Genomic DNA, 21,973 nt, shown 5'->3' with positions numbered 1-21,973 from the left:
AGTCAACTACTCCTTATCGGTCGTGGAAGCGGCGAGCTCATCGAGGATGGCGGCAGCCGCGTCAGCGGAGGTGTCGGCTTCATCAAGCGAAGTCAGACCGGAAAGGTCCAGCTCAGCCTCGGTCTCAGCGGGCTCGGCAGCAGGGAGCTCCGGCTCGGCGTCGCGCAGCGGCTCGATGTCGAGCGCGAGGGAGCGGATCTCCTTGACGAGAACCTTGAAGGACTCAGGCACGCCGGCGATGGGCACGTTCTCGCCCTTGGTGATGGCCTCGTAGGTCTTAACGCGGCCGATCGTGTCGTCGGACTTGACGGTGAGGATCTCCTGCAGCACGTTGGAGGCGCCGTACGCGTAAAGCGCCCAGACCTCCATCTCGCCGAAGCGCTGGCCGCCGAACTGGGCCTTGCCGCCCAGCGGCTGCTGGGTAACGAGGCTGTAGGGGCCGGTCGAACGAGCGTGGATCTTGTCGTCGACCATGTGGCCGAGCTTCAAGATATAGGAGGTACCCACGGTGATGGGCTCGCGGAACGGCTCGCCGGAACGGCCGTCGTAGAGCACCGTCTTGCCGCGCTCATCGAGCTGCGTCACGAAGGACGGGCTCATGTGCTCACCGAAACGCTCGGAAGCGAGGTTGAGCATATTCTTGTTGGCGCGACGGATGACCTCGGCGATCTCGTCCTCGTGGGCACCGTCGAAGACGGGCGTTGACACGAAGAACGGACCGGGGACGTACTTGTCGGAATCGTCGGAATCCTGGTCCCAACCGCAGGCAGCGGCCCAGCCGAGGTGGCACTCGAGCAGCTGACCCACGTTCATACGGGACGGGACGCCCAGCGGGTTGAGGATGACGTCGACTGGGGTGCCGTCGGCCATGTAGGGCATGTCCTCCACGGGCAGGACCTCGCAGATAACGCCCTTGTTGCCGTGACGACCGGCGATCTTGTCGCCCTGCTGGATCTTACGGCGCTGGGCAACGTACACGCGAACCTGCTCGTTCACGCCGGGAGCCAGGTCGTCGCCGGCCTCGCGGCTGAAGCGCACGACGTCGATCACGCGGCCCTCAGCGCCATGGGGCATCTTGAGGGAGGTGTCGCGCACGTCGTGGGCCTTGGTGCCGAAGATGGCACGGAGCAGGCGCTCCTCGGGCGTGAGTGCGCTCTCGCCCTTGGGGGTGACCTTGCCCACCAGGATGTCGCCGGCCTTGACCTCGGCGCCGATGCGGATGATGCCGTCCTCGTCGAGGTTGGCGAGCATGTCCTCGGACATGTTCGGGATCTCGCGGGTGATCTCCTCGGGGCCGAGCTTGGTGTCGCGGGCGTCGGTCTCGTAGCGGGAAATGTTGATGGTGGTCAGCAAGTCCTCGGAAACCAGACGCTCAGAAACGACGATACCGTCCTCGTAGTTGAAGCCCTCCCACGGCATGTAGGCAACCGTGAGGTTCTGACCGAGCGCGAGCTCGCCGTGGTCGGTGGAAGGACCGTCGGCCAGCGGCTGGCCTTCGACGACCTCGTCACCCACGCGCACGAGCGGACGGTGGTTGATGCAGGTGGACTGGTTGGAGCGCTGGTACTTGGGGAGCGCGTACTCCTCCAGGCCCTCGGAGGTCTTCACCGTGATCTTGGAAGCGTCGGCGAAGATGACCTCGCCGGCATGACGGGCAAGAGTGACCTCGCCGGAGTCGATGGCGGCACGAGCCTCCATGCCGGTGCCCACGAACGGGGCGACCGGGTGGACCAGCGGCACGGCCTGACGCTGCATGTTCGCGCCCATGAGGGTACGCTTGGCGTCGTCATGCTCGAGGAACGGGATGAGCGTGGCGGCCACGGAGAGCATCTGGCGCGGAGAGACGTCCATGTAGTCGACGTCCTCGACGGGAACATCAGCGGGGGCGCCGAAGGAGCCGTCGAAGTCGCGCGTACGGGCGACGACGGTATGCGGCTGCACGAGATTGCCATCGGCGTCGACGGTCACGAGCGCGCCCGTCTCGGGGTCGATCGGGGTGTTGGCCGGGACGATGATGTGGTTTTCTTCCTCGTCGGCGGTCATCCAGTCGATCTGGTCGGTCGCCTTGCCATCGACGATCTTGCGGTACGGGGCCTCGATGAAGCCGTACTCGTTCACGCGGGCATAGAGCGCCAGGGTACCGATCAGGCCGATGTTGGGGCCTTCGGGGGTCTCGATGGGGCACATACGGGAATAGTGCGAGTTGTGAACGTCGCGGACGGCCGTCGGCACGTTGGTACGGCGGCTGGAGCCGGACTTGTGGCCGGCAAGACCACCAGGTCCGAGAGCGGACAGGCGGCGCTTGTGGGTAAGGCCGGTCAGCGGGTTGGCCTGGTCCATGAACTGGGAGAGCTGGCTGGAGCCGAAGAACTCCTTGATGGCGGCCACGATCGGGCGGATGTTGATGAGGCTTTGCGGCGTGATCTCATCGACGTCCTGCGAGTTCATGCGCTCGCGCACCACGCGCTCCATGCGGCTCATGCCGATACGGAACTGGTTGGCGACGAGCTCGCCGACCGTGCGGATGCGGCGGTTGCCGAAGTGGTCGATGTCGTCGACCTTGTAGCCCTGCTCGCCCGCTGCCAGGGACAGCAGGTAGCGGAGGGTGGCAACGATGTCCTCGTCGGTGAGGACGGTGACTTCTTCCTCAGTGGCGAGGTTGAGCTTCTTGTTGACTTTGTAGCGGCCCACGCGGGCGAGGTCGTAGCGCTGCGGGCTGAAGAACATGCCCTCAAGCAGGCTGCGGGAGGCGTCGACGGTGGGCGGCTCACCCGGGCGCAGACGACGATAAATCTCGATGAGCGCATCCTCGCGGGTGAGGGCGGTGTCACGCTCGAGGGAGCGCTTGACGACGTCGGAGTCGCCCAAAAGCTCGAGAATCTCGTCGTTGGTAACGGTGATGCCGAGTGCGCGCAGGAACATGGTGGCGCTCTGCTTGCGCTTACGGTCGATGCTCACCACAAGCTGGTCGCGCTTGTCGACCTCGAACTCGAGCCAAGCACCGCGGGCAGGGATGACCTGGGCCTTGTAGACCTGCTTGCCGCCGTCCATCTCGGAGCTGTAGTACACGCCCGGGGAGCGGACGAGCTGCGAGACGACGATGCGCTCGGTGCCGTTGATGATGAAGGTGCCCTGCTCGGTCATCATGGGGAAGTCGCCCATGAAGACGAGCTGCTCCTTGATCTCGCCCGTCTCCTTGTTGGTGAGACGGACCTCGGTGAGCAGCGGGGCCTGATAGGTCATGTCCTTCTCGCGGCACTCGTTCACCGTGTGGGACGGGTCGCCGAACTGGTGATGACCAAAGGTCACCTCGAGCATATGGTTCTGGCTTTGGATGGGGCTGGACTCCTTAAAGGCGTCGCGCAGGCCCTCGTCTTTGAAGCGCTCGAAGCTCTCCTTCTGCACGGAGATGAGATTCGGCAGCTCCATGGTCTCCGGGATCTTCCCGAAGTTGACGCGTGTGCGCTCGGTGGCGGTCACGGTCTTGGTCGCGTTTGCTTTCGGCACCAGGTGTTTCCTCCTTCTTGGAAAAGGCGGTTGATCCGGCAGGGCTGCGCATCGCGGCGCGAACGCTTGAGCATTTGAACTCGCACGTACGGCGTAGAGGCATAGCTCCGCCAGCTAAGGCAACCTATCAGTTTATCAGGAGAAAACCGTTGGGCAAGAAAATGCTTGACTCAATCGCCTTTTTGGATTAGCAAAATATTTCTTGAACAAAATGCCTGTTCAACCTATATAAATCGAACATATGTTCATGTGATTTGAGTGAATCGGCAGGACGCGTCATACGGAACTTTACCGTTGCTTTACCCACACGTGCCAAAATCTTTACGCTTCCTAGGTCCTTATCCACATGCGCGTTGATATACGATTTGATGGGTACGCAACGCATGAAACTGCTTGCCGGGCACGCAGGGCTCACATGAAGTCGCCACGTACATGCCTGCGACAGCAGGCCGCGAGACGATCTCATGGATCCGGAGCATCTGCCCGGCATCGGCACATCGAAGGTGTGGTGTGATTGAACGTGACGTCCGGTTGTACAAGTGCGCACGGTAACGTGAGCTCAACGTTACACGACGCAACAGACGCGCATGAGGGCGCGACGACATCAAGCAAACCGCTTATCTATTACGTGGAGGACGACGAGAACATCCGAAACCTCACGCGCTATGCCCTTGAGCATTCCGGATTTGAAGTCATCGCGTTTCATGATGGGAATAGCCTTCTCGAGCTCTGCATGGAGCGGCCACCCGCAGCGGTCTTGCTGGATATCATGCTCCCCGGTATCGACGGCATCGAGCTTATGAAGCAACTGCGCGCAGAGCGCAAAACCACGTATCTTCCCATCATGTTGCTCACGGCAAAAGACGCCGAATACGATAAGGTGAGCGGGCTCGACGCGGGTGCCGACGACTACCTCGCCAAACCGTTTGGCATGATGGAACTTGTCTCCCGCGTCAACGCCCTGCTGCGCAGGAGCACGCGTTTCGCACAAGCGCAGCTTCTCCAAGCCCCGACAAGCGTACGCGTCGAGAAGGTCGAAAAACGAGCGGCCATCGAGGTCTTCCCCGATGAGTACCGCACCATGGTCGACGGGCGGCCCGTCACGCTCACGCGCAAGGAGTTCCGGCTCCTGTGCACGCTCGTTGAACAGAAGGGCCGCGTGCTCACACGCGATATCCTGCTCGAACGTGTGTGGAACCTGGAATACCCCGGTGGTACGCGCACGGTGGACATGCACATCAAAACGCTGCGCCAAAAGTTGAGAGAGGTGTGCCCGGGCTCCGAGAGCTCCATCGAGACGGTGCGAGGTGTCGGCTATAGGTTCCGGGACATCGCACGATGAGCGGTATCGACGATATCCCCCTCGCAACCCGTCATGCGACGAAGGGCGTCCCCTCGCTCTCCAAACGCCTCTTCTTCGGCATTCTCATCGTGGCATTGGCGGGCATCGTGACGACCGCCGCCGCGCTCACGGGCGCATTCCATTCCTCCATCGAGCAGGACGCCGAGTCCGATCTACGCGCTGAGACCCAAACCATCGCGGGTATGCTGAACGGACTACCCGAGCAGACGCAAATCGACGTGCTGCAGAACCAGGTATCATTTGACACCCGATTCACCCTGGTCGCACACGACGGCAGCGTGCTCTACGACAGCGAGGCCTCACAGGGTGCGATGCTGGAAAACCACCTGGACAGACCGGAAATACAAGAAGCGTTCGAAACAGGGCTCTGTACGACGAGGCGCTACTCGGAAACCCTCGAGACCTATACGATCTACGCCGCACAGCCCCTTGAAAACGGCTCCGTCATCCGCTTGGCCGAAACACGGGGATCCGTGTTCGGAGTCTTTGAGCGAGACCTGCTCGTCCCGCTCTCGGTGATTCTTCTCCTTGCGGCGGTATCCGTATTCGCCCTCTCTCGACTACTTGCAAAGCGCGTCACCAAACCGTTCGATCAAATCGACTTGGAGCACCCGCTCGATAATCCCCCCTATTGCGAGGCGATCCCCCTCCTTGCACGTATCGACGCCCAGCAAACGACCTTGCAAAACCAGAACAGACAACTGTCCAAAGCCGAAAGCATGCGCCGCGATTTCTCGGCAAACGTGTCGCACGAGATGAAAACGCCCTTGCAGGTAATCTCGGGATATGCCGAACTCATGAAATCCGGTGTCGTGCCCGAAGAAGACATGGTGCGTTTCAGCGCGATCATCCACTCCGAAGCGCAAAGCATGCGGGCGCTCATCGATGATGTGCTCACCTTGTCCCGCCTCGATGCCGATGCGATTCGTCAAGGAGATTTTTCCCCTGTCGACCTCGGTGCTTTGACCAAGAAAACGAGTGCGCGCCTTGAAAAGCTCGCCGATGACTGCAGCGTATGTCTCATGCTTGATGTCGAACACGTGGTCATGCAGGGCGACGAAGCTCTACTCGGGCAAATGATTCACAATCTGATCGAAAACGCCATCCGCTATAACAGGCCCCAGGGATACGTATGGGTCACCGTCCGCAAGCGACACCCAAACAACGACAGTCCCCATGCGGAAATCGAGATACGCGACACGGGCATCGGCATCCCCCAAAAATCAATCAACAAGATTTTTGAACGGTTTTACCGCGTTGAGAAAAGCCGCTCGAAAAAGACGGGAGGCACGGGGCTTGGCCTCGCGATCGCCAAACATGCCGCTCTGTTGCATAACGGCACCATCACCGTCGAAAGCGCAAGCGAAGGTTCTCGCTTCACCGTATATCTGCCGCTGTAGCCGCCGTCATCTTCTTGCGTTGCCCGCAACGCCCGCGGCATCGTTTTACAAACGCACGCCATTTCTTTACCTGCGTCCCACCTTTCTTTTACGCCGCACAACCACAATGCCCTATGTGGGGCAACCCGAAGAGGATTAGCCCATCCGTGGGGAAGTCCTTGAAGAGGCTTAAGGCTCCCCCGGGCGGGGAGGCCCCAGCAGAGCCTTGGACCTCTCCGCCATCATGCAAAGAGAAAGGAAGACGCATGACTGCACAACCCGTAAGCACCCGTTCGATCGGACCTGTAACCACCCGCCGGGCTTTCCTATCCGGCACCATGGCAACGATGGCGTTCATCACAACGTTTGCCCTCTCCGGATGCGGCGACGGCACGGCGAGCGGTGGATCGGATTCCACCGCACAGGGCGAAGCGGCGACGATCTCCGTATACACGCGTGAAAACGGGTCCGGTACGCGAAGCGCGTTTGTCGAGCTCTTCGGCATTGAAGAAAAGGATGCCAGCGGCAACAAGGTCGACATGACCACAACCGCCGCGACCGTCACCAATTCGACCGCCGTCATGATGACGCTCGTTTCCGATGACCAAAACGCCATCGGGTACATCTCGCTCGGTTCCCTTGATGACAGCGTCAAAGCGTTGCAAATCGACGGCGTTGACGCCACACCTGAGAACGTCAAATCCGGCGACTACAAGATCTTCCGACCATTCAACATCGTCAAAAAGGACCAACCGAGCGAGGCGGCCAACGACTTCCTCTCCTTCATCATGAGCACGGAAGGCCAGCAAATCGTGAGCGACAACAACTATATCGCCGTCGACGGCGGCGCTCCCTATAGCGCAACTGTCTCTGAAGGCAAAGTCACCGTGGCGGGATCCTCCTCGGTGACTCCCGTGATGGAGAAACTGGCCGAGGCATACCGGGAAGCCAATCCCGGCGTAAGCGTCGAGGTCCAACAGTCCGATTCGACCACAGGCGTGAATATGACCATTGACGGTACGTGTGACCTGGGTATGGTTTCCCGCGAGCTCGAGGATTCCGAAATCTCTGCCGGTTTGACGAGCCTCGCGATAGCCCTGGACGGCATCGCGGTCATCGTATCCCCGCAATCCGAGCTGGACGCCATCTCCTCCGATGATATTCGATCGATCTACATCGGTGAAATCACGTCTTGGGGTCAAATTGATTAGTGCGGGGACCACGGGCGTGCAGCGCGGGAGCATACAGGCCATGCGCGAGAAGTGCATCCGAGCGTGCTTTGCCGCAACTGCCGCCATTTCGATTGCAGCAACTCTGCTCATTTGTGCATTCTTGCTGGTCAACGGCGTGCCCACAATGGCGAAAGTCGGCTTATTCGACTTCTTGCTTGGAACAACCTGGCGCCCGGAGAACAACCTGTACGGCATCGCCCCCATGATCGTAGGCAGCATCTACGTCACAGCCGGAGCACTGTTGGTTGCCGTACCCGCCGGCCTCCTGTGCGCGGTGTTCCTCTCGTGCTTCGCCGGCGCACGATTCGGCGGTATCCTCGGCGCGGGCGTCGAGCTCCTCGCGGGCATCCCGTCCGTTATGTACGGCTTTTTTGGCCTTGTCGTCATCGTGCCCTGTATCCGCGGTCTAGGTGTGGGCAACGGGATGTCCATCATCAGCGCGAGCCTGATTCTGGGCGTCATGATTCTGCCGACCGTGGTCACCGTGTCGCGCAACGCTCTCGATGCAGTGCCCGCGTCATATTACGAGGGTGCACTGGCACTCGGCATGGACCATGAACATGCGGTGTATAAGGTGGTTGTACCAGCGGCCTCATCGGGAATCGCGACGAGCATCGTACTGGGTCTCGGCCGCGCGCTGGGCGAGACCATGGCCGTCGTGATGGTGGCGGGCAACAACCCGGCCTTCCCCAACTCGCTGTTCTCGGGTGTGCGCACGCTGACAGCCAACATCGTGCTCGAGATGGGTTACGCCACCGGCATGCATCGCGAAGTTTTAATCGCCACCGGTGTCGTGCTCCTCGTGTTCATCTTGCTCGTCACACTGCTGCTCAATGCCATCCGCGAAAAAGGTGAAGTGAAATGAAAGTGCCAAAAGACGCACCCGAGAGGTTTTCGTCGAAGCTCATACGCGGTGCAACCTATGCCGGAGCCGGCCTGACAGCTGCGGCGCTCATGCTTATCGTGGGATACATCCTGTATAAAGGAATCCCTTTTCTCACACCCGAGCTGTTCAGCTGGAACTATACGTCGGAGAACGTGTCTCTCACGCCCGCACTCGTCAATACGGTGCTGATGTCGCTCCTGTCGCTGCTGCTCGCCTTTCCGGTTGGGGTGGGAGCCGCCATCTACCTGGTTGAATACGCCAAGCCCGGAAATCGCTTCGTACGGGCGGTGCGCATTGCCACCGAGACGCTCCAGGGTATTCCCTCGATTATTTTCGGCATGTTCGGCATGCTCTTTTTCGTGACCGCGTGCGGTTGGGGCCTTTCGCTCATGGCAGGTGCCTGCACGCTCACCATTATGGTGCTGCCCGTGATCATACGAACCTCTGAAGAGGCGCTCATGGGCGTGCCCAACGCGTACCGTCAAGGCGGTTTTGGCCTGGGTGCAGGACATGGGCTCGTCGTGTTCCGCTGCGTGTTGCCATCGGCGCTGCCGGGGATCATCGGCGGCGTCGTGCTCGCGCTCGGACGTTGCGTGGGAGAAGTCGCCGCGCTGCTCTTCACCGCGGGAACCGTCGCCCAAGTACCGGATTTTGCCGGAAAGGGCATCGGCGCGCTATTCGATTCGTGCCGCACGCTCGCGGTCCACATGTACGCGCTCTCGTGCGAAGGCCTGCACGTCGGCGAAGCGTACGCAACCGCCGCCGTGCTGCTCGCGGTTGTCCTGTCCCTCAATGCCCTGTTGGCTTTTGTCGTAAAGAAGATGGAAGTGACGAAACCGTGATTTCAAACAACCTGACGCAAACCCCCTATGAATCGATCGGAAACCCGGTCATAACGGTCGAGAATCTCAATCTGTTCTATAGGAACTACCACACCTTGAAAAACGTGAACATCGCATTCCCTCGAAAGCAGGTCACGGCGATAATCGGCCCATCCGGATGCGGCAAATCGACTCTGCTCAAAACGCTCAATCGCATGAACGACCTGGTTGAAGGCTGTGTTGTGGATGGGTCGGTGCGGCTCAACGGACAGGACATCTTCACCGAGCTAAGGCCAACAGAGCTGCGTCAACGGGTCGGGATGGTATTCCAGCAACCCAACCCGTTCCCCATGAGCATCTATGACAACGTGGCATTTGGGCCACGAGCACATGGAATCCGCAGCAAATCGATACTCGACGGACTTGTCGAGCAATCGCTTCGCCACGCCGCGATTTGGGATGAGGTCAAGGACCGGCTCAAGAGGAACGCATTGGGGCTCTCGGGCGGGCAGCAGCAGCGTCTGTGCATTGCGCGTGCATTGGCGATGGAGCCCGAGGTGCTTCTCATGGACGAGTCGACCAGCGCGCTCGACCCAGCGTCGACCGCCAAAATCGAGGAACTGATCCAGACTTTGCGGAGCCGCTACACCGTGATCATGGTGACGCACAACATGCAGCAAGCGCGACGTATCTCGGACCGAACGGCGTTTTTCCTGCTTGGAGAGATGATCGAGGTAAACGATACCAAGACGATGTTCAATCACCCCGCCGACGAGCGCACCCTCGATTACGTTTCCGGCCGTTTTGGCTGAACCCCGCCACCACACTGCTTCTCACAGCGACGATCCGGTCCCGACGCCCGGAGACGGGCTCCCATCAAGCTGCCGAACGAGCACCCGGAAAAGCCGCTACGCGCGCTTCAGCCCGCCGCGCTCGTCGATGGCCGCCCAGAACTCATCGGCAAAACGCGGGTCCTTGGCCGCCATCAGGGCATTCGTGGCAACCCAACCGCTCGGCGTACCGGTGTCGAAGCCGGAAAGCGGATCGATGACCACCGCGTACATGGCTTCGCGGTCGAGACTGCGCGCCATGGCGTCGGTGAGCTGGATCTCGTTGCCCTTGCCCGGCTGCTGGCTGGCGAGAAGCTCCATGACGAGCGGGCTCAGCAAGTAGCGGCCGACGATGTAGAGGTTGGAAGGAGCTGCCTCGGGGGCGGGCTTCTCCACCAGGCCGCCGATGCGCCACACGGCGCCGGGCTCGGTCTCCCCCGCTCCCTCGTAGCCCTCGAGCGTGCCCACGAAGTCGCCCGCGATGACACCGTAGCGGCTCACCTGGTCGGGCTCGCACGGAGCAACGGCGATGACGGACGCACCGCCATGGGCCTGGGACACCTCCATCATCTTGTCGCAGATGTCCTTGGAAGGAACCACGTAGTCGCCCAGCAAAACGAGGAACGGCTCGCCGGCGCAGGCGTCAGCGGCGGAGCGGATGGCGTGGCCGAGGCCGCGCGGCTCGTACTGGTAGCGGAAGTCGACCGGCATGTTGCCCGCGTGGGCGATGGCGTCGGCATAGCCCGCCTTGCCGCGCTCGCGCAGCAGCGTCTCGAGCGAGCGGTCGGGCTGGAAATACGAGAGCAGCTCGGGCTTGCCAGGGCTCGTGACGATGATCACGCCGTCAACGCCCTCGGGTTCGAGCGCCTCCTCGACCACGTACTGGATAACGGGCTTGTCGAGAACGGGAAGCATCTCTTTGGGAGTGCATTTGGTGGCAGGCAAAAAACGCGTTCCAAGTCCCGCGGCGGGGATGATTGCCTTCATGTGTTACGTTCCTTTCCGCACGAGCGGACGCCCTCACGATATGTTCGGTCCGCACGGAGGTATGCACCAACTTTCGACATGGTACCCGTCCCACGCGTTTTATGCGAGGGTATCAACGAAAGCTCACTACTCAGGCGTGATGGCGTGGAATCGGCTATGCCGAATGTTCTGGTCGCGGAGGCACCAGGCAGTCGTAGCGCACGGCTTTACCGGCAATGGAGTGACTGGGTTTGATGCCCGCCAAATAAGCACCTTTAACAGGACGTTTGATAACCACTTTGCGCGGATGCGCGGCGAGCGCGGCCTGCAGCAACAGCTCTTCTTCTTGCGGATCGCAAGGGCGCTCAAGATGATGGATGAGCTGGAACTTCTTCTTTACCGCGGCGGTTTTGGAGCGCTTGGGGAACATGGGATCGAGATACACCAGGTCAGGCGGGGTTTCCACGCCATGCAGCACATCCTTGCTGTCCCCTTCCACCACGTGCATGCGCGCAACGATCGCCTCAAGCATCGGGTCGTCCCCCGCTCGCTGCAGGGCATCGCGCAGTAATGCGGCAATCACGGGGTCCGCCTCGCACAGTGTGACCTCAAAACCCGCAGCGGCAAGCAGCAGGGAATCCTCTCCAAGACCCGCCGTGGCATCCACCGCCGTTGGAGCGTCGACGCCCTTGATGCGAGCGGCTTTGACCAGCAGCTCGCGCTGAAGCGCCCCCTGCTTGAGGCGCGGTTTCATTTCCGCGAAGTCGGGCATGAGCTCCATACCGTCGCAGGAGAGCGCAAGACCGTCCTCCCCCATACGGAGAGACAGTTGGCTTGTAGCAACCTCATCCGCCGGAAGAGCGGGGACACCCAAACGCATGGCAAGCCGTTGCGCTGCCTCGGAAAGCGCGGGCGTCGTATAGGAAACCACCAGCTCAGGCACGGGTCGCGCTCCTTCCACCTATTTGGACTTACCGCGGAAGGTGCGGGGGCGAACCGCCCGCATGGGGGCCTCAACGTTAATGCCCAAAATGAGATTCGCGGCCCAAAGGAAGAACAGCAACACCAAAATCGGGATGACACACGAGGTTACCAGCATAATCGCCAGTGACTCGATGAAGTGGTTCAGCATGTCTTTGGCACCGCCGGTTACTGCGGACAGGCCATCGCCCACTGTTTCAGTCAGAGAACCAAACAGGCCCAACTGGCCTTCATCCTCTTTCTCCTCGGAGCCTTCCGCCTCCTCCATCACGTCCTCAGCCTGGGCAACCGTCTGGTTGATGGAGTCGTCAAACGTCGCCTCGATCTGGTTGGTGAGCATCACGCTCGAGGGAACAGTGATGATGAGCACGATACCGAGCAGGGTGACCTTGCGCGCCATGCGAGCCAACATCCCACTCGAGCTCAGGCGCCCATAGGTCAGAATGGACCCGATAAACATCAGACAGGCCGCGGGGAATAAGATGGCAAAGGCTACAAAACCAAAGGTCGTGAGCAGGTATTTTTCAAGATAGATGGCTGCCAACACGATCATAAAGTCCGCGGAAAGATCCATGAGCTTCTCGGCAATGGGTGAGCCGGCGTCACCGGGAAGGGCCGAAATTGCAGCCGAAGTTCCTGCAGAAGCAGCAGTGAGCGCAAGAACGGTGTCCTTCTTCTCGTCGAGCGTCGCGATGGTGGAAGAGTACGTCTCGGGTGACATGAAGACACCGCGTAGCGGGATGGCACTTACGAGGGCGAGCACCAACAGCACCGCAACGGCAATCCACTTGTAGCGAACCACGTAATCCATGAGGTAAACGGGCTCGTAAACGGGGTGGTCTTCCATATCGTAAGAGTGGTCGGGGGCGGGCAGCTGGGCCGGATCCGTCATGGCAACCTCGCAATCTATCGCACAAAGGCATCCCGGAGGGAAAGTGCCGGCCTTATTCTACCCATCCCGCCAACACTGCCAACAAGAGCCCAAACGATGAAAAACCGCCCCAAACGACGCGCACACAACTCGCGCGCGTACGCCCGTGCACGCACGACAACAAGCAACGTGACCGCGGCTACACGCGCTCGGCGAGATTGAGCACCAGGCGCTCCGTCTTTTCCCACCCGATGCAGGCGTCGGTAATCGACTTGCCGTAAACGCCACCGTCCACAGGCTGGTTGCCATCCTCGAGATAGCTCTCGACCATGAAGCCGCGCACCAGACGCGACACATCCTCGTTGCGACGACAGGAGTCAAGCACCTCCTTGCAGATGCGAAGCTGCTCAAAGGGGCGCTTGCCGGAGTTGTCGTGGTTGCAGTCAACGATCACGGCGGGGTTGGCGTAGCCCGCTTCCTCCGTGTAGCGCTCGGCAAGACGCTCGAGGTGCTCGTAGTGGTAATTGGGGTACGTGCGCCCATCGAGGCCGATGTAACCGCGCAGCACCGCGTGTGCCAGCGGGTTTCCTTCCGTCTCGACCTCCCAGTTGCGGTAGATGAACGACTGCGGCGCCTGGGCGGCGTAGATCGAATTGAGCATGACTGTGGTCGAACCCGCCGTGGGATTCTTCATGCCCACGGGCACGGGAACGCCCGAGCTCACCAAGCGGTGCTCCTGGTTTTCCACCGAGCGGGCGCCGATTGCCACATAGGACAGCAAGTCGATGAGGTACTGGTAGTTGCTGGGATAGAGCATTTCGTCAGCGGTGAAAAAGCCCGTCTCCTCGATAACACGCAGGTGCATGTGGCGAATCGCCTTCACGCCCTCAAGCAGATCGGCCGGAGCCTCGGGGTCGGGGTTGTGAAGCAAACCTTTGTAACCGGTGCCCTTGGTGCGCGGCTTGTTGGTATAAACGCGCGGAATGATGACCAGGCGGTCGACAACGCGTTCCTGCAGCTTGGCAAGGTGCGTCATGTAATCCAACACGGAGTCCTCGCGGTCGGCGGAACAAGGGCCGATAATCAGCACGCGGCGGTCGTCCTCGCCACGGAAAATCGCTGCAACCTGCTCGTCAAAGCGCTGTTTGGCCTCAACGAGGTCGGAACGCAGAGGCATCTCCTCGCGAATCTCCTTAGGGATGGGCAAGCGGCGCTTGAAATTCATTGCCATGACGGCTCCTCGGAACAGTTCGATGAATCGGTACCGGCATTATGGCGCGAACGTATGCGAAATCGAAGCGTGGACGCCGGCATCCACAACAATTTACCTTACCCTCGTCATCGCGTTTTGCGTTTATGGTCAAAATGGGGTCAGACTGGGGTGTCCGACACCCGAAATTGGATGAGTTTTGCCCTTATAGCACACACGTGACATTCAGTCGTCAACATAACCGCAGGATTCACCATTTAAAATGGGACAAACACCCAAACCTACGCTTCGATTGACCCCAGTCTGGGGGTAAATTGACCACAAACTCAAAACTCGACAGAAATGAATGAACAACAAGTCATCTCGCACAAAAGAAAGAAGGGTATAATTATGCTAATATATTAGCTATTATTATGCTTCTAGCTATGAAACGGATAATATATTAGCTATGATATCTCTCGACATTAAAACAGAACCAGAAATATCCCGTGAACTTGCAGCGCGCGTTAAGCAACGACGCAAAGAGCGTGGCCTCACTCAAGCCGCACTTGCAAAAAAGGCGGGAGTTACGCTTGCGTCTTACAAGCGATTCGAACAAAAAGGGCTTATTTCCCTCCAATCGCTGATTGCGATTTCGCTCGCCCTGAACTGCGAATCGGATTTCGATTCCCTCTTTTCCAGAAAGACCTACGCGTCTATCGACGAAGTCATCGCGCTTTCGAATGCAAGCCAAAAACGGAGGTAGCGCATGCTGGACAAATCAACCGTCTCCGTTAGCAAACTCGACGTCTTCTACAAGAATCGCCATGTAGGAACGCTCGCAGAAACACCCGAAAAGCTCACAGCGTTTCAATACGCCCCAAGCTGGTTGAATGACGGATTCTCAATCAGCCCTCTCAGCTTGCCATTGCGAAATGACGTCTTTGTTGCAAACCCTGAACCGCTGATGGGACTGTTTGGCGTCTTCGACGATAGCCTTCCCGACGGTTGGGGTAGGCTGCTGGTTGATAGAATGCTAACTTCGCATGGCATTGACCCATACGAAGTCGGCGCCCTCGGTCGCCTCGCAATTGTCGGCTCAAACGGATCGGGAGCACTCGAATATCGCCCCGCAATCGATACTCCCTTGGAGTCAACAATCGAAAACCTTGACGAAATTGCAGCTGAATGCGCAACGGTCCTAGCGTCCCATGAATCGCAAAACCTCGATGCCCTGTTCGCTATGGGAGGATCCTCGGGAGGAGCTCGACCCAAGGTTTTCTACATGATCGATGGAGAGGAATGGATTGTGAAATTTCCCTCTTCGCTCGACCCCGAAGACATTGGACAAACTGAATACGAGCTCGCCCTCGCAGCCGCTGAATGCGGAATCGAAATGCCTCAAGTACGTCTCCTGCCTTCTCAACAGTGCAGTGGTTATTTCGCCACGAAGCGCTTTGATCGCATCACGACACCAGATGGGGCAGTTCGAAAGATCCACATGGCCTCAGCCGCCGCCCTGCTTGAAACATCTCATCGTATTCCGAATCTCGACTACGACATTCTCATGCGACTAACGCTCAAGTTGACCGGCAGCACGAGTGAAGTCGAAAAGATGTTCCGTCTGATGTGCTTTAACGTTCTGTGCGGAAATCGCGATGACCACTCGAAAAACTTCACGTTCCTTTATCGAGAATCTGACGGGTGGGCCCTCTCACCCGCATATGATCTTACGCAAAACCCAGGAATGAACGGCGAGCACGCCACCACCGTAAACGGAAGGGGAAGAGACATAGAAGACCAGGATATGCTTGCCGTTGCAGAGAGAACGGGCATTTCCAAGCGCAAAGCAAAAGAGATAGTCGAAAGGGTCAAGGCGGCGCTTTGCCGCCACGAAAAAACGCAATACATGAGACTCCTCGCGAGCGGAAAAGTCATCTCATAACCGTCCTCACGCCCTATTTGGAAATTCTTTTCCCGCAATCGAACGTCACACAAAGGTCAGCTACGGCCTTCGACCATCGTGAGGGAAATCTTCTTACGCGCCTGATCGACCCCTGTAACCCAAACCTTCACCGTGTCGCCCACCGACACCACCTCGCTTGGATGCTTGACATAGCGTTTCGCAAGCTTGGAGATGTGCACGAGGCCGTCCTGGTGCACGCCGATATCTACAAACGCGCCGAAGTCGACCACGTTACGCACGGTCCCCGTGAGTTCCATACCGACCTCAAGATCCTCGATGCCACGCGCCGCCTGGCTAAAGACCACCTCAGGAGCGTCGTCACGCGGATCGCGTCCGGGCTTTTCCAGCTCAGATACGATGTCGCGCAGGGTGGGCACACCACATCCCAGCTCGCTTGCAATGCTTCCCAAGTTGCCGATCTTGGCACCGATTCCCGGAACGCCGCCGTCCGCAAGTGCCTGCGGCTTCACGCCCGCACGCTTGAGCAGGGCTGTTGCCACCTCATAGCTTTCGGGATGAACGCTCGTGGCATCAAGCGGATTAGCGCCGCCCGTCACGCGCAGGAATCCCGCACAGTTTTCAAACGCCTTGGGCCCGAGTTTGGGCACCTTCTTGAGCTGACGACGATCGGTAAACGCACCGTTTGCCTCGCGATACGCCACGATGTTTTTCGCCACCGCAGGCGTGATGCCGGACACATACGAAAGCAAGCTCGGACTTGCCGTGTTGAGATTCACACCGACGCGGTTGACCACGTCTTCAACGACGTGACCCAATGCGCGCGACAATCCGCCCTGGTCAAGATCGTGCTGGTACTGGCCAACGCCGATAGACTGCGGCGGAATCTTGACGAGCTCCGCCAGCGGATCCTGCAAGCGGCGACCCAGGCTCATGGCGCCGCGCGTGGTTACATCTAAGTCGGGATACTCCTCGCTTGCCAGCTTTGAGGCGGAATACACCGACGCGCCGGCCTCATTCACGATGGTATAGCGCAGGTCGGGCGCCTGCTCTGCAATGAACGAGCTCACAACCTCCTCAGTCTCGCGGCTCGCCGTGCCGTTGCCGATAACGATGGTGTTAATGCGATGCTTCTTGACGAGGCGTGCCAGCTCGCGCTTGGTACCCGCGATATCCCTACGGGGTGGTGTGGGATACAAAATCGTATGGTCGAGCAGCGTGCCAAACTCATCGAGCACGGCGACCTTGCAACCCGCGCGATAACCCGGGTCAAGAGCAATCACGCGGGCACCACGCACGGGACGCTGCTGCAACAGTGCCTCCGTATTCTTAGCAAACACCTTGATGGCATCCTCCTGCGCACGCATGGTCAAATCCACGCGGAGCTCGCGCTCAAGCGAAGGGGCCATCAGCCGCTTGTACCCGTCGGCAATGGCCTCGGCGAGCACGGGGGCAAAGGGTCCGCGACGACGCGGATACCTACTGAGCAGGCGATTTATTGCCGCCTCGGCATCCATGCTCACCTGAACACGCAGTTTTCCCTCACGTTGACCGCGGTTGATGGCAAGAATCCGGTGATTCGGAATCGTTCGCGCGAGCTCGGAGAAATCGTAATACGCCTCATAGGGCGTTTTTTCCTCGGCATCCATCGCCTCGGACACGATCAAAGCGGTCGCATGGGCAAACGTGCGCATATCCGCAACGTTTTCCGCATCCTCTGCGATGCACTCCGCAACGATGTCACGCGCGCCGGCAAGCGCCGCCTCGGGCGTGCCGAAACCCGCCTCGGCGTTCAGGTATTGAGCCGCGACTGCCAGCGGTTCATCCCCTCGGTCAGACTGCATGAGAATGAGATTCGCCAATGGCTCGAGACCGGCAGCCCGGGCTTTGGATGCGCGCGTAACGCGCTTTTTCCTAAACGGCTTGTAGAGGTCCTCGACGCGCTGCAACACCATTGCCTGCTCGATTGCATCACGCAGCTCAGACGTGAGTTTTCCCTGAGCGTTGATGAGCGCCAAAACCTCGGCTTTGCGCTGCTCAAGATTGCGCAGGTACGTGAGGCGATCGTCAAGCGCACGGAGCGCGACGTCGTCCATGCCGCCCGTCACCTCTTTGCGATAGCGCGCAATGAAGGGAATAGTCGCGCCCTCATCGATGAGCTCCATCACAGCTTTAATGCGTTGCGGGGCGAGGTTGAGCTCCGAGGCGAGCGTGCGAACGATGCGCGCGGTCGTTGCTGCGGGATCGATATCAACAGGCTTGGTCTCAGGCAGATCTGCCATGGTCAGCGATGCCGCTACGGGCCTGTCGGCGGAGCTTTTTGTATCAGGCGCGGCGTTCGTCGCTTGGACAGAAGTCGCGACCGCATTGCCGCCTTCCTCTTTGCTCGCACTAGCCGTCGTTTTTGCCTTTAACCCGATGCTCTCGGGTGCCAACGCCGCCACCATCGACATGATGGACGCAATATCTTGTTCTCGCTCGGCCATACCTCATCCTTCTCATTTGTTTGGAAGTATCCATCCTACTCGAAATGAGGCGTCGCATGCGTCGACTTACTCGCAACGCATCGATTTGTTCGCGACGCGTCGGTTCGCTCGTAACGGCTCGATGGACCGCCCTCGGCCCTACCGTTTCACCCCCGTTTTACCGAAGAGCATTATCATGCGGTGTCGTCCGCGTTCGTTCGTCCACGTGCACCCAAAGGAGCTCCCATGTGGCTGTTTGACACAACGCTGTACCAGATTTACCCGCTCGGCATGCTCGAATGCCCGTTTGAGGCGCCCGCCATCGAGGATGAATCGGGCATTGCCGCCCAATCGGAACTGCATCGCGTGTGCAAGCTTGCCGATTGGGCCCCTTACCTGCAAGAACTCGGTGTGGGTGCCATCTTGCTCAACCCTGTGCTCGCATCCGACACGCACGGTTACAACACGCGCGGCTTCTTCCACATCGACTGCCGACTGGGCACCAACGAAGACTTTGCCCAAACGGTTGCCACCCTGCACGCCCATGGCATCCGCGTGATTTTGGATGCTGTATTCAACCATGTTGGACGCGGCTTCTGGGCCTTCCGCGACGTGCAGGACAAGCGTTGGGATTCGCCGTATAAAGATTGGTTCAATATCAGCTTTGACGGCGACACCCATTTTGGCGACGGCTTTTGGTATGAAGGCTGGGAGGGCAACCAAGACCTGGTAAAACTCAACCTGCAAAATCCCGCCGTCGTCGATCATCTACTCGAAGCAGTGCGGTTTTGGAAGCACGATCTGGGCGTTGACGGCCTGCGTCTCGACGTCGCCTACAGCCTTGATCGCGCCTTCATGCATCGCCTGCGCGAGCTGGCCGATGAGTTGGGCCGCGAACCCCATGCGGACGGAACGCCGGACGACGGCTTTCCCCTAATCGGCGAAGTGCTGCACGGCGATTACAATCTCATCGTAAACGACGAGATACTGCATTCGTGCACCAACTACGAGTGCTACAAAGGGTTGTATTCCTCGTTTAACAGCATGAATATGTTCGAGATCGCCCATTCGCTGCATCGGCAGTTCGGCGGCGATCCGTGGTGCATCTACCAGGGCAAGCATCTGGTGAGTTTCGCCGACAACCACGACGTCACACGTTTGGCGAGCATCCTTACCGAGCCGCGTCACCTGCAGCCGGCATATGCCCTGCTCTTTGGCATGCCGGGCATCCCCTGCTTGTACTATGGCAGTGAGTGGGGTCAGCTGGGAGAAAAGGGCGCCGGATACGAAGCGGACCTTGCCCTGCGACCTGCACTGGACGCACCGAACGCAGATGCGCTGCACTCCCCCGCCGCTGGATACGCAGGCGGCACCGACCCCAACGAACTCACCGCGTTCGTTCACGAGCTTGCGTGCGTACGCCAGAACTCGCGGGCGCTGTGCCATGGCAGCTACCGAAACGTTGTCATTACGAACAAGCAGCTGCTCTTCGAACGCGTCGCCCCCGCATGCGACGGTGCGCCCGAGGAGCGTGTGCTCGTGGCTATCAACGCCGAAGACGCGCCCTTCACCTTCCACGATGGAAGCCTCAACGGCACCTTCGAGGCGCTCTTTGCTTCGCAGAGTTCACAGGACGCCCCTGTTGCCGAGTCGATATCCCTCGAGGGATCGCTCGACATCCCGCCCTATGGAGTCCTGTACCTACGCGTGCGATAGCAGGTATGCAGAACTATGACGGACACACAAGGTTCGCCGCGAGTTCCGCACGAGCAGAAGGCCCCAGTGGGGCCTTCGTCGCGAGCAGGACTGTCTGAGCGCCGGATCTTGTGTGTCGGCTATGTGTCCGCCCCGTCCCTGATGCCCGTGGTTTGCGCACGTTAGAATGTCACGTTGCCGAACTCGGAAAGCTGCAGCTCGGGGTTGTGATCGGTGGCCCAATCGATGTTCCACGGGCTCGTGAACATGAGCAGCTTGCCCCCACGCATGTCCTCAACGCGCAGCGTATCGCGCGTGAGCGACAGTCCCGGGATGTCGATAGTGTCCGGCTCGTTGGTAATCCAGCGAATATCGGTGTACGGCAGTGGCGCGCGGCGCACCTCGACGTGATACTCGCTCTTCAGGCGCTGCTCGAGCACCTCGAATTGCAACACGCCAACCACGCCCACGATGACGCTCTCCATACCAGCGCCGATCTCGCGGAAGATCTGCACCGCGCCCTCTTGCGCAAGCTGCTCCATGCCCTTGATGAATTGCTTGCGCTTGAGGGTGTCTACCTGGGAGATGCGCGCGAAATGCTCCGGCGCAAACGTGGGGATGCCCGCGAACTGCACCTTGTTTTTCCCGGCGCACAGCGTGTCGCCAATGGAGAAGATGCCCGGATCGAACAGGCCCACGATGTCGCCCGCGTAGGCCTCGTCCACAATGGCGCGGTCGTCCGCCATCATGGCCGTACCCGTTGCAAGCTTGATCTTGCGCCCGCCCTGAACGTGCATCGCTTCCATGCCGCGCTCGAACTTGCCCGAGCAGATGCGCACGAACGCGATGCGGTCGCGGTGGTTCTTATCCATGTTGGCCTGGATCTTGAACACGAAGCCCGAAAAATCAGGGCTTTCGGCCGGAATCGAATCGCCCGTCAGCGCGTCCGTATGGGCGGAAGGCCCCGGCGACAAACGCAGGAAGTCCTTGAGGAACGGCTCGACACCGAAGTTCGTGAGGGCGGAACCGAAGAACACAGGCGACAGCTTGCCCGCGAGCACCGCGTCAAGGTTGAACTCGCTATCAGCACCGTCGAGCAGCTCGATGTCGTCCATCAGGGCGCGATGGTTCTCCTCGCCCACCAGCTCGTCGAGCGCGGCATCACCAAGCGTGGCCTCGATCTCTGCGACCTTCTTCGTTCCGTTGGCGCGGCCATCGCCCTCAAACGCGAGAACGCGACGGCTCGCACGGTCAAACACACCGCGGAACGTGCGACCGTTACCGATGGGCCAGTTCATGGGATACGTCGAAATGCCCAGGACGCTCTCGATCTCTTCCATCAGCTCGAAGGGATCGCGCGTCTCGCGGTCCATCTTGTTCACGAACGTGAAGATGGGGATACCGCGCATGGCGCACACGCGGAACAGCTTTTTGGTCTGCGCCTCAACGCCTTTGGCGCCGTCGATCACCATGACTGCGGCGTCGGCAGCCATGAGCGTGCGGTATGTGTCCTCGGAAAAGTCCTGGTGGCCGGGGGTGTCGAGGATGTTGACACATTTGCCGTCGTAGGTGAACTGCAGCACTGAGGACGTGACGGAGATGCCGCGCTGCTTCTCGATGTCCATCCAGTCGGAAACGGCGTGTTTGGCGCTGCTCTTGCCCTTGACCGAACCGGCCGTCTGGATGCTGCCGGTATATAGCAGGAGTTTTTCAGTGAGCGTGGTTTTGCCCGCGTCGGGGTGCGAGATGATCGCGAACGTGCGGCGCGCGGAAATCTGTTCAGCAAGGGATGCCATGGGAGCGAATGCCCCTTTCTGCAAGCGATATATCGTGGGAACCTCGGTATTGTAATGCAGGTATGATG

16 protein-coding genes are annotated in these 21,973 nt (G+C 59.6%); 9 read left to right on the top strand and 7 right to left on the bottom strand.

Features of this window, described 5'->3' with window-relative positions; all coding sequences use genetic code 11:
• Window positions 1-6 precede the first annotated feature (6 nt).
• A complete protein-coding gene (rpoB, locus tag C1711_RS06975; RefSeq protein ID WP_102338382.1) occupies window positions 7-3,507 on the bottom strand; it encodes a DNA-directed RNA polymerase subunit beta in 3,501 nt (1,166 codons plus the stop codon).
• Between the two features lie 553 nt (window positions 3,508-4,060).
• Here rpoB and C1711_RS06970 point away from each other — a divergent pair.
• The 6 genes from C1711_RS06970 (at window position 4,061) to pstB (ending at window position 10,000) form a co-directional block, all read left to right on the top strand.
• A complete protein-coding gene (locus C1711_RS06970; protein ID WP_102338631.1) occupies window positions 4,061-4,849 on the top strand; it encodes a response regulator transcription factor in 789 nt (262 codons plus the stop codon).
• A gap of 239 nt (window positions 4,850-5,088) precedes the next feature.
• On the top strand, window positions 5,089-6,270 hold the full coding sequence (locus C1711_RS06965) for a sensor histidine kinase (protein ID WP_159060078.1): 1,182 nt from the start codon (window positions 5,089-5,091) through the stop codon (window positions 6,268-6,270).
• Window positions 6,271-6,515: 245 nt separating this feature from the next.
• Window positions 6,516-7,460 carry a substrate-binding domain-containing protein gene (locus tag C1711_RS06960; protein WP_199824862.1) on the top strand — a complete coding sequence of 315 codons (945 nt, stop codon included), beginning with the start codon at window positions 6,516-6,518 and terminating at the stop codon, window positions 7,458-7,460.
• 40 nt (window positions 7,461-7,500) lie between these two features.
• Window positions 7,501-8,346 (top strand): phosphate ABC transporter permease subunit PstC, encoded by an 846-nt coding sequence (gene pstC / locus C1711_RS06955; RefSeq protein WP_199824861.1) that lies wholly within the window; start codon window positions 7,501-7,503, stop codon window positions 8,344-8,346.
• A complete protein-coding gene (pstA, locus tag C1711_RS06950) occupies window positions 8,343-9,209 on the top strand; it encodes a phosphate ABC transporter permease PstA (protein ID WP_102338380.1) in 867 nt (288 codons plus the stop codon). The genes pstC and pstA overlap by 4 nt, the downstream gene beginning before the upstream one ends.
• Window positions 9,206-10,000 carry a phosphate ABC transporter ATP-binding protein PstB gene (gene pstB, locus C1711_RS06945; RefSeq protein WP_199824860.1) on the top strand — a complete coding sequence of 265 codons (795 nt, stop codon included), beginning with the start codon at window positions 9,206-9,208 and terminating at the stop codon, window positions 9,998-10,000. The genes pstA and pstB overlap by 4 nt, the downstream gene beginning before the upstream one ends.
• 96 nt (window positions 10,001-10,096) lie before the next feature.
• Here pstB and C1711_RS06940 read toward each other — a convergent pair whose 3' ends face one another.
• The 4 genes from C1711_RS06940 to C1711_RS06925 form a co-directional block, all read right to left on the bottom strand.
• Window positions 10,097-11,005, bottom strand: a complete 909-nt coding sequence (locus tag C1711_RS06940) for a UTP--glucose-1-phosphate uridylyltransferase (RefSeq protein ID WP_102338379.1) — start codon at window positions 11,003-11,005, stop codon at window positions 10,097-10,099.
• Between the two features lie 154 nt (window positions 11,006-11,159).
• Window positions 11,160-11,927 carry a class I SAM-dependent methyltransferase gene (locus C1711_RS06935; protein WP_234346323.1) on the bottom strand — a complete coding sequence of 256 codons (768 nt, stop codon included), beginning with the start codon at window positions 11,925-11,927 and terminating at the stop codon, window positions 11,160-11,162.
• Window positions 11,928-11,945: 18 nt separating this feature from the next.
• A complete protein-coding gene (locus tag C1711_RS06930; protein WP_102338378.1) occupies window positions 11,946-12,857 on the bottom strand; it encodes a hypothetical protein in 912 nt (303 codons plus the stop codon).
• Window positions 12,858-13,035: 178 nt separating this feature from the next.
• Complete coding sequence (locus C1711_RS06925; protein ID WP_102338377.1) at window positions 13,036-14,067, bottom strand: 3-deoxy-7-phosphoheptulonate synthase; 1,032 nt, start codon at window positions 14,065-14,067, stop codon at window positions 13,036-13,038.
• 427 nt (window positions 14,068-14,494) lie between these two features.
• On the opposite strand from C1711_RS06925, the gene C1711_RS06920 reads away from it, so the two are divergent.
• Entirely contained in the window at window positions 14,495-14,791 is a 297-nt protein-coding gene (locus tag C1711_RS06920) for a helix-turn-helix domain-containing protein (protein ID WP_102338376.1), read from the top strand.
• A gap of 3 nt (window positions 14,792-14,794) precedes the next feature.
• Window positions 14,795-15,970, top strand: a complete 1,176-nt coding sequence (locus tag C1711_RS06915) for a type II toxin-antitoxin system HipA family toxin (protein WP_102338375.1) — start codon at window positions 14,795-14,797, stop codon at window positions 15,968-15,970.
• 56 nt (window positions 15,971-16,026) lie between these two features.
• Here C1711_RS06915 and C1711_RS06910 read toward each other — a convergent pair whose 3' ends face one another.
• The gene (locus C1711_RS06910; protein WP_102338374.1) at window positions 16,027-18,435 is read right to left on the bottom strand and encodes a Tex family protein; all 2,409 of its coding nucleotides are present in this window, start codon (window positions 18,433-18,435) and stop codon (window positions 16,027-16,029) included.
• 225 nt (window positions 18,436-18,660) lie between these two features.
• On the opposite strand from C1711_RS06910, the gene C1711_RS06905 reads away from it, so the two are divergent.
• Window positions 18,661-20,130, top strand: coding sequence for an alpha-amylase family glycosyl hydrolase (locus C1711_RS06905; protein WP_102338373.1), 1,470 nt, complete (start codon window positions 18,661-18,663; stop codon window positions 20,128-20,130).
• A 161-nt stretch (window positions 20,131-20,291) separates the two neighbouring features.
• Here C1711_RS06905 and C1711_RS06900 read toward each other — a convergent pair whose 3' ends face one another.
• Complete coding sequence (locus C1711_RS06900; RefSeq protein WP_102338372.1) at window positions 20,292-21,905, bottom strand: peptide chain release factor 3; 1,614 nt, start codon at window positions 21,903-21,905, stop codon at window positions 20,292-20,294.
• Window positions 21,906-21,973: the final 68 nt, after the last annotated feature.

It is taken from the genome of Collinsella provencensis (assembly GCF_900199705.1).
Taxonomy (GTDB): domain Bacteria; phylum Actinomycetota; class Coriobacteriia; order Coriobacteriales; family Coriobacteriaceae; genus Collinsella; species Collinsella provencensis.
Note: the sequence above shows the minus strand (reverse complement) of the source record. Positions and strands in the feature narration are given on the sequence as shown.